13 protein-coding genes and 1 pseudogene are annotated in these 12,604 nt (G+C 71.5%); 8 read left to right on the forward strand and 6 right to left on the reverse strand.

What is annotated here, in order from left to right:
* Positions 1-11 precede the first annotated feature (11 nt).
* On the reverse strand, positions 12-275 hold the full coding sequence (locus E4F25_RS04200; protein WP_140908969.1) for a hypothetical protein: 264 nt from the start codon (positions 273-275) through the stop codon (positions 12-14).
* Positions 268-561, reverse strand: a complete 294-nt coding sequence (locus E4F25_RS04205) for a Blp family class II bacteriocin (RefSeq protein WP_140908970.1) — start codon at positions 559-561, stop codon at positions 268-270. The genes E4F25_RS04200 and E4F25_RS04205 overlap by 8 nt, the downstream gene beginning before the upstream one ends.
* A 298-nt stretch (positions 562-859) precedes the next feature.
* On the opposite strand from E4F25_RS04205, the pseudogene uvrA reads away from it, so the two are divergent.
* Both uvrA and E4F25_RS04215 read left to right on the forward strand, forming a co-directional pair.
* Positions 860-3,703, forward strand: a pseudogene (gene uvrA, locus E4F25_RS04210) (excinuclease ABC subunit UvrA); the annotation flags it as partial.
* Positions 3,704-3,738: 35 nt separating this feature from the next.
* The gene (locus E4F25_RS04215) at positions 3,739-4,149 is read left to right on the forward strand and encodes an acyl-CoA thioesterase (protein WP_140908972.1); all 411 of its coding nucleotides are present in this window, start codon (positions 3,739-3,741) and stop codon (positions 4,147-4,149) included.
* Between the two features lie 51 nt (positions 4,150-4,200).
* Here E4F25_RS04215 and E4F25_RS04220 read toward each other — a convergent pair whose 3' ends face one another.
* Positions 4,201-4,641, reverse strand: coding sequence for a copper chaperone PCu(A)C (locus tag E4F25_RS04220; RefSeq protein WP_181168197.1), 441 nt, complete (start codon positions 4,639-4,641; stop codon positions 4,201-4,203).
* 37 nt (positions 4,642-4,678) lie between these two features.
* Here E4F25_RS04220 and E4F25_RS04225 point away from each other — a divergent pair, with 37 nt between their 5' ends.
* Both E4F25_RS04225 and E4F25_RS04230 read left to right on the forward strand, forming a co-directional pair.
* Positions 4,679-6,250 (forward strand): DUF4139 domain-containing protein, encoded by a 1,572-nt coding sequence (locus E4F25_RS04225; RefSeq protein ID WP_140908974.1) that lies wholly within the window; start codon positions 4,679-4,681, stop codon positions 6,248-6,250.
* Positions 6,247-7,008 carry an enoyl-CoA hydratase/isomerase family protein gene (locus E4F25_RS04230; RefSeq protein ID WP_140908975.1) on the forward strand — a complete coding sequence of 254 codons (762 nt, stop codon included), beginning with the start codon at positions 6,247-6,249 and terminating at the stop codon, positions 7,006-7,008. Before E4F25_RS04225 ends, E4F25_RS04230 begins: the two co-directional genes overlap by 4 nt.
* Positions 7,009-7,091: 83 nt before the next feature.
* Here the strand turns inward: E4F25_RS04230 and E4F25_RS04235 are convergent, their stop codons facing one another.
* The 3 genes from E4F25_RS04235 to E4F25_RS04245 are packed head-to-tail and all read right to left on the reverse strand — an operon-like array spanning position 7,092 to position 9,318.
* Positions 7,092-7,943 (reverse strand): sulfurtransferase, encoded by an 852-nt coding sequence (locus E4F25_RS04235; RefSeq protein ID WP_140908976.1) that lies wholly within the window; start codon positions 7,941-7,943, stop codon positions 7,092-7,094.
* On the reverse strand, positions 7,940-8,569 hold the full coding sequence (locus E4F25_RS04240) for an NUDIX hydrolase (protein WP_246069742.1): 630 nt from the start codon (positions 8,567-8,569) through the stop codon (positions 7,940-7,942). The genes E4F25_RS04235 and E4F25_RS04240 overlap by 4 nt, the downstream gene beginning before the upstream one ends.
* Positions 8,570-8,628: 59 nt before the next feature.
* Complete coding sequence (locus E4F25_RS04245) at positions 8,629-9,318, reverse strand: FKBP-type peptidyl-prolyl cis-trans isomerase N-terminal domain-containing protein (RefSeq protein WP_140908978.1); 690 nt, start codon at positions 9,316-9,318, stop codon at positions 8,629-8,631.
* A gap of 172 nt (positions 9,319-9,490) precedes the next feature.
* On the opposite strand from E4F25_RS04245, the gene E4F25_RS04250 reads away from it, so the two are divergent.
* The 4 genes from E4F25_RS04250 to E4F25_RS04265 are packed head-to-tail and all read left to right on the forward strand — an operon-like array spanning position 9,491 to position 12,557.
* Positions 9,491-10,273, forward strand: a complete 783-nt coding sequence (locus E4F25_RS04250) for an enoyl-CoA hydratase/isomerase family protein (protein WP_140908979.1) — start codon at positions 9,491-9,493, stop codon at positions 10,271-10,273.
* 4 nt (positions 10,274-10,277) lie between these two features.
* Positions 10,278-10,670, forward strand: coding sequence for a hypothetical protein (locus E4F25_RS04255; protein WP_140908980.1), 393 nt, complete (start codon positions 10,278-10,280; stop codon positions 10,668-10,670).
* Positions 10,667-11,356, forward strand: coding sequence for an endonuclease III (gene nth, locus E4F25_RS04260; RefSeq protein WP_140908981.1), 690 nt, complete (start codon positions 10,667-10,669; stop codon positions 11,354-11,356). Before E4F25_RS04255 ends, nth begins: the two co-directional genes overlap by 4 nt.
* 52 nt (positions 11,357-11,408) lie before the next feature.
* Entirely contained in the window at positions 11,409-12,557 is a 1,149-nt protein-coding gene (locus E4F25_RS04265) for an OprO/OprP family phosphate-selective porin (protein ID WP_140908982.1), read from the forward strand.
* Positions 12,558-12,604 lie beyond the last annotated feature (47 nt).

Consider the following 12,604-nt stretch of genomic DNA (forward strand, 5'->3'; position numbering starts at 1 on the left):
CCCGATGTGCCTCAGTCGTTGTCGGATGCGGCTTCAAAACCGCTGGAGATCGCTTCGACCAATCCGACGGCAATCGCGCCCGCAACGGCGCCGACGACAGTGCCACCCCCGGGCTCGACCAACGTTCCCAACGCTGCGCCAGCGACCGCACCTTTGGCGGCACCTTCGAGCGCCCCTTCGATGACTGCGCCGACGACTTCCGCCGTGTCCCTGGCACCACGATCGCCGCCACTGCCCGCGACGCAAGTGATCTCGTTGAAGGTGAGTTCACGCATGGGTGGGCTCTCCTTCTCCTTGACCTTCACTTTCCTCTTCTTTCGGTGGGGCACTGTCCCCCAGCCCACTCATCGCGCCACTTACCGCGCCGATGCCAGCACCCAGGCCGGCACCGATCACGGCCCCGGCAACCCCTCCCATGATCGCTCCTATCGTCCCGCCCGAGACCGCACCGGTCAGCGCACCCTCAAGCATTCCCCCGATAATGGATTCGTGCGCCGAGTCGTTGTTGCCTTCGCCGCCGCCGGAAATCGCGGCCAGCTCCGTTGCCTTCAATTCACGCATCGCGTGTCTCCTTCCATGGCTTTGCGCAGCGCCCCTGCGCCCGGGTGGGTGCTTCCTGGCACCAGCGCCGACACTGCCCCCCACCCGGGGCCGTGTCAAAGACGTGAACCCGGTTCACCGCCCGGGGCGTATCAGGTGGAAAGCCAGCCGACCTGAACGGCGCCCGGTCGCAGGGCCTGCGACGGGCCGGTGCGAGACTGGCGGATGGCCCCATTTGCCCCCAAATCGGCGGCTCGTTACGCTCACCTGTTCGCCGGTTTTTTCCGGCACCCCTTCCGGCCCGGGACCCCACACACCGATGGCGATGGACTACATCCGCATCCGCGGCGCACGGACGCACAACCTCAAGAACATCGACCTGGAGCTGCCGCGCGACAAGCTGATCGTGATCACCGGCCTGTCCGGGTCCGGCAAGTCCTCGCTCGCCTTCGACACCATCTACGCCGAAGGCCAGCGCCGCTACGTCGAGTCGCTGTCGGCCTACGCCCGGCAGTTCCTGAGCGTGATGGAGAAGCCGGACGTCGACCACATCGAGGGCCTCTCCCCGGCCATCTCGATCGAGCAGAAGTCGACCTCGCACAACCCGCGCTCGACCGTCGGCACCATCACCGAGATCTACGACTACCTGCGCCTGCTCTATGCCCGTGTCGGCATCCCGCGCTGCCCGGACCACGGCTTCCCGCTCGAGGCGCAGACGGTCAGCCAGATGGTCGACCAGGTGCTGGCGCTGGAGCAGGACCCGGCCAAGGCCGAGCAGCGCTGGATGCTGCTGGCCCCGGTGATCCGCGACCGCAAGGGCGAGCACGCGCAGGTGTTCGAGCAGTTGCGCGCGCAGGGCTTCGTGCGCGTGCGCGTGGACGGCGAGCTGCACGAGATCGACGCGGTACCGCCGCTGGCGTTGCGGCAGAAGCACACCATCGAGGCGGTGATCGACCGCTTCCGCGTGCGCGACGACCTGCAGCAGCGCCTGGCCGAATCGTTCGAGACCGCGCTGCGGCTGGGCGACGGCATGGCCGTCGTCCAGTCCATCGACAACGCCTCCGAGGCGCCGCTGCTGTTCTCCTCCAAGTACAGCTGCCCGGTGTGCGACTACTCGCTGCCCGAACTCGAGCCGCGACTGTTCTCGTTCAACGCGCCGATGGGCGCCTGCCCGACCTGCGACGGCCTCGGCGTGGCGCAGTTCTTCGACCCCGCGCGGGTCGTCGTGCATCCCGACCTGTCGCTCGCCGCCGGCGCGGTGCGCGGCTGGGACCGCCGCAACGCCTACTACTTCCAGCTGATCCTGTCGCTGGCGCGGCACTACGCCTTCAGCGTGGACACGCCCTGGCAGGAACTGGAGGAGTACATCCGGGACGCGATCCTGTACGGCAGCAAGGGCGAGGCGATCAGCTTCACCTACCTCACCGACGGCGGCGGCCGCAGCCAGCGCCGGCACAAGTTCGAGGGCATCATCCCCAACCTCGAGCGCCGCTACCGCGAAACCGAGTCCTCGGCGGTGCGCGAGGAACTGTCCAAGTACATCAGCGAGCGCCCGTGCACCGACTGCGGCGGTGCGCGCCTGAATCGCAGCGCGCGCAACGTGTTCGTCGGCGAGACCGCGCTGCCGGAGATCGTGGTGATGCCGATCGACGGCGCGGTCGCGTTCTTCGACAAGCTGTCGCTGCCCGGCTGGCGCGGCGAGATCGCGGCCAAGATCGTCAAGGAGATCCGCGAGCGCCTGAACTTCCTGGTGGACGTCGGCCTCGACTACCTGACCTTGGAGCGCAAGGCCGACACCCTGTCCGGCGGCGAGGCGCAGCGCATCCGCCTGGCCTCGCAGATCGGCGCCGGCCTGGTCGGCGTGATGTATGTACTCGACGAGCCCTCGATCGGCCTGCACCAGCGCGACAACGAGCGCCTGCTCGGCACGCTGACCCGCCTCAGGGACCTGGGCAACACGGTGATCGTGGTCGAGCACGACGAGGACGCGATCCGACTGGCCGACCACATCGTGGACATCGGCCCGGGCGCCGGCGCGCACGGCGGCGAGGTGGTGGCCGAGGGCAGCTACGCCGACGTGCTCAAGGCGCCGCGTTCGGTCACCGGCCAGTTCCTCAGCGGCAAGCGCCGCATCGAGGTGCCCAGGCAGCGCCACCGCCGCAACGAGCAGCTGGTGCTCAAGGTGAAGGGCGCCAGCGGCAACAACCTGCAGGACGTGGACCTGGAGATCCCGGCCAGCCTGTTCACCTGCGTCACCGGCGTGTCCGGTTCCGGAAAGTCCACGCTGATCAACGACACCCTGTACAAGCTGGCCGCGAACGAGATCAACGGCGCCTCGCACAAACCGGCGCCGTACCGCGAGGTCGAGGGCCTGGACCTGTTCGACAAGGTCGTGGACATCGACCAGTCGCCGATCGGGCGCACGCCGCGCTCCAACCCAGCCACCTACACCGGGCTGTTCACGCCGCTGCGCGAGCTGTTCGCACAGGTGCCGGAGGCGCGTGCGCGCGGCTACGCGGCCGGCCGCTTCAGCTTCAACGTGCGCGGCGGACGCTGCGAGGCCTGCCAGGGCGACGGCCTGATCAAGGTCGAGATGCACTTCCTGCCGGACGTGTATGTGCCCTGCGACGTCTGCGGCGGCAAGCGCTACAACCGCGAGACGCTGGAGATCCTGTACAAGGGCTACAGCATCCACGACGTGCTGGAGATGACGGTGGAGGACGCGCTGGAGCTGTTCCAGCCGGTGCCGTCGATCGCGCGCAAGCTGGAGACGCTGATGGACGTCGGCCTGGGCTACGTCAAGCTCGGGCAGAGCGCGACCACGCTCTCCGGCGGCGAGGCCCAGCGCGTGAAGCTGTCGAAGGAACTGTCGCGCCGCGACACCGGGCGCACCCTGTACATCCTCGACGAGCCGACCACCGGCCTGCACTTCCACGACATCGAGCACCTGATGGCGGTGCTGCACAAGCTGCGCGACGACGGCAACACCATCGTCGTGATAGAGCACAACCTGGACGTGATCAAGACCGCCGACTGGGTGGTGGACCTCGGCCCCGAGGGCGGCCACCGCGGCGGGCGCATCATCGCCACCGGCACGCCCGAGGACGTCGCCGCCAACCCGGAGTCGCACACCGGCCGCTTCCTGGCCAAGGTGCTGCCCGCCGCCGACAAGCCGAAATCGAAGAGGAAGTCCGCAGCATGACCGACGACGCGCGCACGCCGCTGTTCCGTTTCCCGGTGACCCCGCGCTGGCGCGACCTGGACGCGTTCGACCACGTCAACAACTCGAACTTCCTCACCTACTTGGAGGAGGCGCGCATCCGGATGTTCGCGGCGCGCGGCAAGCCGTGGTTCGACGAGCGCACGGCACCGCTGCTGGCGGCGGTGCAGATCAACTACCGGGCGCCGATCCCCTACCCGTCGGAGATCGTGGTCGAGCTGTACGCCGACCGCGTCGGCAACACCAGCGTCACCGTCGGCCACCGCATCGTGGACGCCGCCGACGGCACGCTGCACGCCGACGGCCACGTGGTGATGGTCTGGATCGACCGCGCCAGCGGCAAGCCGACCGCGCTCCCCGAGTCCGTCCGCGAACTCGCACCGACCTGAACCCGTGGGAGCCGCCATGGCGGCGAGCTTTTCGCGGCGCGAGCGCCGCTCCTACATCCTGCGGACGATGAATTCGGCGCGGACCACGCGTCCGTCCGCCAGCCGGAATTCGACCGGGACCTTGTCGCCCGCTTCCAGCGGCCGCGTCGGCCGCATCAGCATCAGGTGCAGGCCGCCGGGCGCGAACTCGGCCACGGTGCCCGCGGCGACGCGCAGCTCCGGGACCTCGCGCATGCGGCTGATTCCGCCCTCGATGCGGGTGGCGTGCACCGTGGTCTCCTCGAACGCCGGGCTCGACGCCGAGACGATGGTGGCGGCGCTGTCGCAGGCGTTGTCGAAGGTGGCGAAGCCGGCGGCCATCGGCAGCCCGGCCGGCGGCACGCGCACCCAGCCGTCGCGGACCCGCGGGAGGCAATCGGCGGCACACGCCGCCAGTGACGCACTGCCCAATGCCAGCGCCAGCACGGCGCGGAAGACGCGTAGGCGATCCATGCCTCTATGATACGGCCAAGCCACGACGGAGCCGCCGATGACACGCCTGCCGCCGACACGCGCACTGACCCTGCTGGCGCTTGCCTGCGCCCTCGCCGCCTGTTCGCGCTCCGAATCGCCCGAGCCGCCGAAGCCGGCGACCGCCAAGCCTGCCCCGGCGCCGCGCAGCGAGGCCGGCAGCGACCAGCGCGAGCAGTCCGGCGCCGGCACCCGCCTCACCATCTACAGCGGCGATTACGACCAGCTCGCCAATGCCGGCGAGCCGCCCGGCCGCTACACGCCGGGGTTCGCGCTGGTCGACAGCACCCTGCACTACAAGCTGGAGGCCGGCGCCAACACCATCACCCTGGCGCACCTGCCGCGCGCGATCGACAGCGCGTCGGCGACGCTGCGCGGCAACGGCGGCGTGCGCGTGGACGCGCAGCGCTTTCTCGCGCCCCCCGCTGGCGCCGAGGCGGTGCTGGCCGCGGCCATCGGCCAGCGGGTCGCGGTCGAACACACCTCCGGCGGCGCCCGCCAGGTCGACAACGGCACCCTGGTGTCGGCGGGCGAAGGCCTGACCCTGGCGCTGCCGGACGGGCGCACCAAGGTCATCCGCCAGTACGACAACTTCAGCCTGCTCGACGGCGAGCGCCAGCCGCCCGCGGAACCGACGCTGCGCTGGCAGGTCACTTCCCAGCAGGCCGGCGAGAGCAAGCTGGAGTTCTCCTACGCCACTGGCGGGCTGGCCTGGCGCGCGGAATACCTGGCGCGGGTCGCGGCCGGCGACGAATGCAGGCTGGCGCTGGAAGGCGCGGCGATGGTCGCCAACCGTTCCGGGGTCAGCTACCGCAACGTCGCCCTGACCCTGGTCGCCGGCGAACCCAACCGCGTGCGCCACGACGCGCCGGAACGGTTCATGGCCGTCCAGGCCGCCGCGCCGCCGCCGGCCCCGGTCGCGGACGTGGTGCCGCGCCGCTCCGGCGAGTACTACGCCTATCCGATCCCGGCGCGCACGACCCTGGCCGAGGCCTCGGTCGAGCGCGTGCCGCTGTTCGCGCCGCTGCCCGGCATCGCCTGCGAGCGCGGCTACCGCACGCACCCGGCCTCCAACCCGTGGATCCCGCCGCGTCCGCTGGTCGCCGCCGGTTACAACAATGAGAGCGGCCCGCAACCGGTGAACACCGCGGTGACCTTCGCCAACACCCGCGAGGCCGGGCTCGGCCGCCCGTTGCCGGCCGGCCGCGTGCGCGTGTTCGAGGACGGCGACTTCCTCGGCGAGTCGCAACTCGGGCACACGCCGGAGGGCAGCGACATCCACCTCGACGTCGGCATCGCGTTCGACCTCACCGCCGAACGCCAGCGCCGCAGCTTCCGCGTGGACCTGGGCGGCCGCAACATGACCGAGTCGTTCGCGATCACGGTGCGCAACGCCAAGGACACCCCGGTGACGGTGGTCGTGGACGAGCCGCTGCCACGCTGGAGCGACTGGGAGATCGTCTCCAGCACGGTGCCCGGCGACAAGCGCGACGCACAGCACGTCGAGTTCGACCTCGAGGTGCCCGCGCGCGGGGAGCGCGTGCTCGAGTACACGGTGCGCTACCGCTGGCCGGCCGGGATGACGCCGTGACCGCGCTGGTCGACCACGTCGTCCACGGCGACGCCCACGAGCTGCGCCTGGCGCGGCCGCCGGTCAATGCCCTCGACCCGGCACTGTGCGCCGCGCTGGCCGGCGCGATCGACGACGCGCTCGCGCGCGGCGCGCGCGGGCTGGTGCTGTCCGGCGGCCCGAAGGTGTTCTCCGCCGGCCTCGACGTCCCGTTCCTGGTCGGGCTCGGCGACGACCGCGCCGGCTTGCGCGCGGCCTGGGACGCCTTCTTCCGGGTCGCGCGCGCACTGGCCGCCGCGCCGGTGCCGGTGGCCGCGGCGCTCGCCGGGCACGCCCCGGCCGGCGGCTGCGTGCTGGCGCTGTGCTGCGACTACCGGGTGATGGCGCACGGGCCGTTCTCGATCGGCCTCAACGAGACCCAGGTCGGGCTGGTGGCGCCGGACGGCATCCAGCACCTGCTGCGGCGCGTGGTCGGGCCGCGGGTCGCGGAGCGCCTGTTGGTGGCCGGCGAACTGGTGCCGGCCGAGCAGGCGCTGGCGATGGGCCTGGTGGACGAACTGGTGGACGTGGACCACGTGGCCGTGCGTGCGCGCGCCTGGGTCGAGCAGCTGCTGGCGCTGCCGTCGGCGCCGATGCTGGAGACCCGGCGCCTCGCCCGCGCCGACCTGGTGGCGGCGCTGCAGCCGGAACGCATCGAGCTCGACCGCTTCATCGACGCCTGGTATTCGGACGACACCCAGGGCGCGCTGCGCGCGCTGATGGCGAAGCTAGGGAAATAACGTGTAGGAGCGGCGCTCGCGCCGCGACAGTAGGAGCCGCCATGGCGGCGAGCCTTTCCCCGGTCGCGGCGCGAGCGCCGCTCCTACAGTTCGCCGGTCGCCACCGGCCGCGACGGATCCGAAATCCAGCCGCTCCACGAGCCCGTGAACAGCTTCGCCCCGGGCAGGCCGGCGTGCTCCATCGCCAGCAGCAGGTGGCAGGCGGTCACGCCGCTGCCGCACATCGCGATCACCCGCGACGGATCGCGGCTGCCGAGCAGGGCGCGGTACTCGCGCGCGAGCTGCGCCGCCGGCTTGAAACGGCCATCCTGGAGGTTGTCCGCATACGGGCGGTTGCGTGCGCCCGGCACGTGCCCGGCCGCGCGGTCGAGCGGCTCGGTCTGGCCGCTGAAGCGCTCCGGCGCGCGCGCATCGAGCAGCAGTTCGCCGGCATCCAGCGCGCGCTGCACCTGCACCGGGTCGAGCAATCGCGCGGCGTCGAAGCGGCCGGCATAGGTGGTGGCGCGCGGCTGCGGCATGGCCGCCTCGTTGGGCAGCCCGAGCTCGGTCCAGCGCGCCCAGCCGCCGTCGAGCACGGCGACCTTGCGGTGTCCGAGCGCGCGCAGCAGGAACCACAGCCGCGCCGCGGCCAGGCCGCCGTCGCCGCCGTCGTAGGCGACCACCTGGGTGTCGGGGCCGATGCCCCAGGCACCGAGCCGCGCGGTGAAGTCGGTGGCCTCGGGCCACGGATGCCGCCCCTGCCCGCGCTTGCGATGGTCCGACAGGTCGCGGTCGAGATGCGCGTAGACCGCGCCGGGGATGTGCGCCTTCGCGTGCGCGGCCTCGCCGGCTTCGGGATTGGCCAGCGAGAAGCGGCAATCCACCACCACCAGCCCCGGGTCGCCCAGCTCCCGCGACAGCTCCTCGGCCGACACCAGCGTGTTCCATCCGCTCATCGCACCTGCTCCAGTCGTTGCCGCAGGTTGTAGAGGATCGAGGCGGTGGCGCCCCAGATCCGCGGTCCCTGCACGCCATGGTCAACGTATTCCAGCACCTGGCGCGGACGCCCCTTCCAGTCGAACGCGACACGGCGCAGGTTGCCGGTGCCCATCAGGAACCGCAGCGGCACCTCGAACACGCCCGCCACTTCGCCCGGGTCGGGGCGCGCGACGTAGTCTGCCGCGAGCGTCGCCACCAGCGGCAGCACGGTGAACCCGGTGACCGTGGCCAACGGGTCGAGCCAGCCCATCGGCATGATCTGCGCCGGCAGCAGGCCCACTTCCTCGTTCGCCTCGCGGATCGCCGCGGCCAGGGCGTCGCGGTCGGACGGCTCGACCCGGCCACCGGGAAAGCTCACCTGCCCGGCATGGTGCCGGAGCGTGTCGGTGCGCCGCGTCAACAGCACCCGCGGGCCGCCAGCGCGCGCCACCAGGCCGACCAGCACCGCGGCCGGCACCGAAGCGCCGGCGGGCAGCAGGTCCTCCACCTCGCCAAGGTTCCAGGCGCTCCCCGACGGCACCTGCGACAGCGGATGCAGCGCGTCGCGGACGGCCGCGATGTCGGGCGGAACGGGGGAATCCACGTCGCGAATATAACAACGCCGGCACTTGGCCGGCGTTGCGTGGAACCTGTCGTGGGCGGTTACTTGACGCTGACCAGCCGCACCTGGAAGACGACCGCGACGTTCGGCGGGAACGGGCTGCGCGGATCGGCGCCGAAGGCCTGCTCCGGCGGCAGCGCGATCTCCCACTTGGAGCCGGCCGGCATCTGCATCAGCGCGTTGCGGATCGCGGCCATCTCGATCTCGCTCAGCTTGGTGCCCGGCATCTTCTGCGGCGCCTGCGCCTGCTGCGGCATCTGGCCCCAGGGGAACGGACCGGCGACTTCCAGCTCGACGGTGCTGGCCGGCGTCGGCTTGGCGCCGTTGCCGTTCTCCATCACCTTGTACAGCACGCCGTTGGCCAGCGAACGCACGCCGGCGGTGGCCTTGTACTGCGCCAGGAAGCTGTCGCTGCGGGTCTTGTTCTCGGCGGCGGCCTTGTCATAGGCGGCCTTGGCCTTGGCGGTCATGCGCTGCTGCATGGCCTGGTAGGCGTTGCGCATGTCCTCGACGGAGACGACGGGGTCGCGCTTGGCGTAGCCGTCCTGCAGCGCCTTGACCATCGTGTTGACGTCGAGCGCCTCGCCGCTTTCGATGGCCTCGCGGCCCAGCTGGTAACCCAGCGCGTAGCTCAGCTTCCCCTTTTCGGAAGTGGTGTCCTGGGCGCTGGCCAGGCCGGCGGTCAGGGTCATGGCTGCCAGCGTGGCGACAGCAAGGAAACGCAACTTCATTCGATGGAACCTCTCTGGTGCCGGAAGTGGGACGCCGGGCGAACGCGGCGCGCTAGGATAACGGGTCACCGGGCCCGGGTGCCACCGGCAACCCCTCTCCGACCGCCCCGCCGGCGCCGAGTTCCGCGCCGGTTCCGGTCCCGTTCAACCTCTTGAAGGAACGCAAGCGCCAATGACCGAACCCGTGCTCCTCTCCAGCGACCGCGACGCCGTCCGGGTGCTGACCGTGAACCGCCCCGACAAGCTGAACGCCCTCAACGCGGCCACGCTGGATGCCCTCGACGAGGCCTTCCGCGCGGCCGACGCCGACCCGGCGGTCCGCGTGGTGGTGCTCACCGGGGCCGGGGCGAAGGCCTTCGTGGCCGGCGCCGACATCGCCGAGATGAACACCCTGAGCCCGGCCGAGGGCCGCGACTTCTCGCTGCGCGGGCAGCGGATGATGCGCCGGATCGAGACCCTGTCCAAGCCGGTCGTCGCCATGGTCAACGGCTTCGCGCTCGGCGGCGGCCTGGAGCTGGCGATGTCCTGCCACCTGCGGATCGCGGCGGACACCGCCAAGATCGGCCAGCCGGAAGTGAACCTGGGACTGATCCCCGGCTTCGGCGGCAGCCAGCGCCTGCTGCGCCTCGCCGGCCGCGCGGCCACGCTCGAGCTGTGCCTCACCGGTGCGCCGGTGGACGCGGCCCGCGCGCTGGAGCTGGGCATCGTCAACCGGGTGGTGCCGGCCGCGGAACTGGAGCAGCAGGCGATGGCGCTGGCCACGCAACTCGCCGGCTCGGCGCCGCTGGCGCTGCGCGGGGTGCTCGACTGCATCAATTACGGCGGCGAGTGCGGCATCGAGGAAGGCCTGGCTTACGAGGCCGCGCAGTTCGGGCTGATGTTCTCCACCGACGACATGCGCGAAGGCACCGGCGCGTTCCTGGAGCGGCGCAAGCCCGCCTTCAAGGGACGTTAGCGCGATGGCCGCGCCCTGCCCCTGCTGCGCGTGCGACGCCGTTGCCGGCGCCGCCGCGCACCGCTTGCGGGAGGCCCTGGCCGACGATGACCTGGACGGCGCGATCACGCTGGGCCTGCTCGAGGACCGCATCGCCTGTCCGGCGTGCAGCCCGGAGTGCCGCGCCGGGCTGGAAGCCGCGCGCCGGGCGCGCCAGCGCGCGCTCGCCGCGCGCGAGCGCTACCGGGCGCGCGGCCTGCGCCTGGCCCGGCGCCAGCGCGAACGCGCGGCGCGGCGGGCACCACCGGGCGAAGCGGCGCCGGATGGCGCGACGCCCACGGCGACAACGGCACTCCCGCCTGCCGCCGCGCTCGCGCTCGCGCGCGCCAAGGCCAGGGCCGCCGGGCGCAAGCCATGACCGCCGCTAAGCCGAAAGCGGCGCCGCGCAGGCGCCGCACGCGGTTGCGCCGCGACGAGATCCAGGAGCTGTTCGCGCGCCTGGCCGAGCTCGACCCGGACCCGAAGACCGAACTCGAGTACTCCACGCCGTTCGAGCTGCTGGTCGCGGTGGTGCTCTCGGCGCAGGCCACCGACGTCGGCGTCAACAAGGCCACGCGCCGGCTGTACCCCGTCGCCAACACACCGGCGAAGATCCTCGCGCTCGGCGAGGACGGACTGAAGCGCTACATCTCCAGCATCGGCTTGTTCAACACCAAGGCCGCCAACGTCATCGCCCTGTGCCGCCAGTTGCTGGAACGCCACGGCGGCGAGGTGCCGCGCACGCGCGCGGAACTGGAAGCGCTGCCCGGGGTCGGCCGCAAGACCGCCAACGTCGTCCTCAACACCGCCTTCGGCGAGCCGACCATGGCGGTGGACACGCACATCTTCCGCGTCTCCAACCGCACCGGCCTCGCGCCGGGACGCAATGTGCGCGAGGTCGAGGAGAACCTGCTGGCGGTGGTGCCGCCGGAGTACCTGCAGGGCGCGCACCACTGGCTGATCCTGCATGGCCGCTACACCTGCAAGGCGCGGCGGCCGGAGTGCTGGCGCTGCCCGATCGCCGACCTGTGTCGCTTTCCCGACAAGAATCTGTCACCGGACTGAAACCCGCGGCGGGCACGCTGTCCGCATCTCCGCTCCCTCCGGGTGACCCCTGATGAAACACGACCGCTTGACCCTCGCGCTCGCAGCCACCTGCGTCCTCGCCGCACCCGCCGCGCACGCCGGCATCGACCTCGGCACGGTCGCCGGCTCCGAACTCAGCTTCGAAGGCATGGTGCAGACCGACGGCTACTGGTACGACAGCGACGTCAGGGACCTGGACGCCGACGCCGGCGACGGCAGCGACACCGACTTCGGCCTGCGCCGCGCCGAGCTGGTGCTCAAGGGCAAGGGGCCGGGCCGCTTCGACTGGACCATCGGCTACGACGCGTCCGGCGACGGCAAGTTCCTCGACGCCTACGGCCGCTACCGGTTCGGTGGCGCCTTCTCGCCGTACCTGCAGGTCGGCCAGTTCAAGCAGCCCAACAGCATGGAGGAGCTGTCCTCCACCAAGAACAATGACTTCATCGCCAAGGCGCTGGTGACCAACACCTTCGCCGTCGGCCGCCGGCTCGGCGTCGGCAGCGGCATCTCGGGCGACGACTGGGGGCTGGCGGGCAGCATGTTCAGCCGCGAGCTCACACGCGACCGCGCGCACGGCGTCGGTTACGGCGTGCGCGGCTGGTGGGCGCCGGTCAACGGCGACGGCAACCTGCTGCACCTGGGCGTGTCCCACGTCGACCACGACACCGACGCCGACAGCCTGCGCCTGCGCGCGCGGCCCGGTGCCGACATGGCCAACCGGTTGGTGGACACCGGCACGTTTACCGATGCCGACCGCGTCGCCACCACCGGCTTCGAGGCGCTGTGGGCGCGCGGCCCGGTGAAGCTGCAGGGCGAGTACATGCGCTCGCAGGTCTCGCGGCTCGGCGCCACCGGCGACTTCACCGGCACCGGCGGCTACGTCAGCGGCGTCTGGAACCTGACCGGCGAGGACTGGGGCTACAAGGGTGGCGTGCCGGCCACGCCGAAGGCGACCGAGCCGGGCAAGGGCCTGTGGCAGGTCGGCCTGCGCTACGACACGCTCGACCTGGACGACGGCGCCGTCGCCGGCGGCTCGATCGACACCCTGACTGCCGGGGTCAACTGGTACTGGCAGAAGAACCTCAAGTTCGCGCTCAACTACGTCAAGGTGTCCAGCGATCGCGCCGGGGTCGCGGACGATCCCTCGATCATCGAGGCGCGGGTGCAGTTGCACTGGTAGCAGCAGGGCGCATCATCTCGTCGGGGGCCGGGACCGGCGTGCCATGC

The organism is Cognatiluteimonas lumbrici (genome assembly GCF_006476065.1).
Classification (GTDB): domain Bacteria; phylum Pseudomonadota; class Gammaproteobacteria; order Xanthomonadales; family Xanthomonadaceae; genus Cognatiluteimonas; species Cognatiluteimonas lumbrici.

What these genes read in the sequence shown, in the direction of transcription:
- E4F25_RS04200 (WP_140908969.1), bottom strand. Translation starts at nt 275, where the DNA reads ATGCGTGAACTCACCTTCAACGAGATCACTTGCGTCGCGGGCAGTGGC.
- E4F25_RS04205 (WP_140908970.1), bottom strand. Translation starts at nt 561, where the DNA reads ATGCGTGAATTGAAGGCAACGGAGCTGGCCGCGATTTCCGGCGGCGGC.
- E4F25_RS04215 (WP_140908972.1), top strand. Translation starts at nt 3,739, where the DNA reads ATGACCGACGACGCGCGCACGCCGCTGTTCCGTTTCCCGGTGACCCCG.
- E4F25_RS04220 (WP_181168197.1), bottom strand. Translation starts at nt 4,641, where the DNA reads ATGGATCGCCTACGCGTCTTCCGCGCCGTGCTGGCGCTGGCATTGGGC.
- E4F25_RS04225 (WP_140908974.1), top strand. Translation starts at nt 4,679, where the DNA reads ATGACACGCCTGCCGCCGACACGCGCACTGACCCTGCTGGCGCTTGCC.
- E4F25_RS04235 (WP_140908976.1), bottom strand. Translation starts at nt 7,943, where the DNA reads ATGAGCGGATGGAACACGCTGGTGTCGGCCGAGGAGCTGTCGCGGGAG.
- E4F25_RS04245 (WP_140908978.1), bottom strand. Translation starts at nt 9,318, where the DNA reads ATGAAGTTGCGTTTCCTTGCTGTCGCCACGCTGGCAGCCATGACCCTG.
- E4F25_RS04250 (WP_140908979.1), top strand. Translation starts at nt 9,491, where the DNA reads ATGACCGAACCCGTGCTCCTCTCCAGCGACCGCGACGCCGTCCGGGTG.
- E4F25_RS04255 (WP_140908980.1), top strand. Translation starts at nt 10,278, where the DNA reads ATGGCCGCGCCCTGCCCCTGCTGCGCGTGCGACGCCGTTGCCGGCGCC.
- nth (WP_140908981.1), top strand. Translation starts at nt 10,667, where the DNA reads ATGACCGCCGCTAAGCCGAAAGCGGCGCCGCGCAGGCGCCGCACGCGG.
- E4F25_RS04265 (WP_140908982.1), top strand. Translation starts at nt 11,409, where the DNA reads ATGAAACACGACCGCTTGACCCTCGCGCTCGCAGCCACCTGCGTCCTC.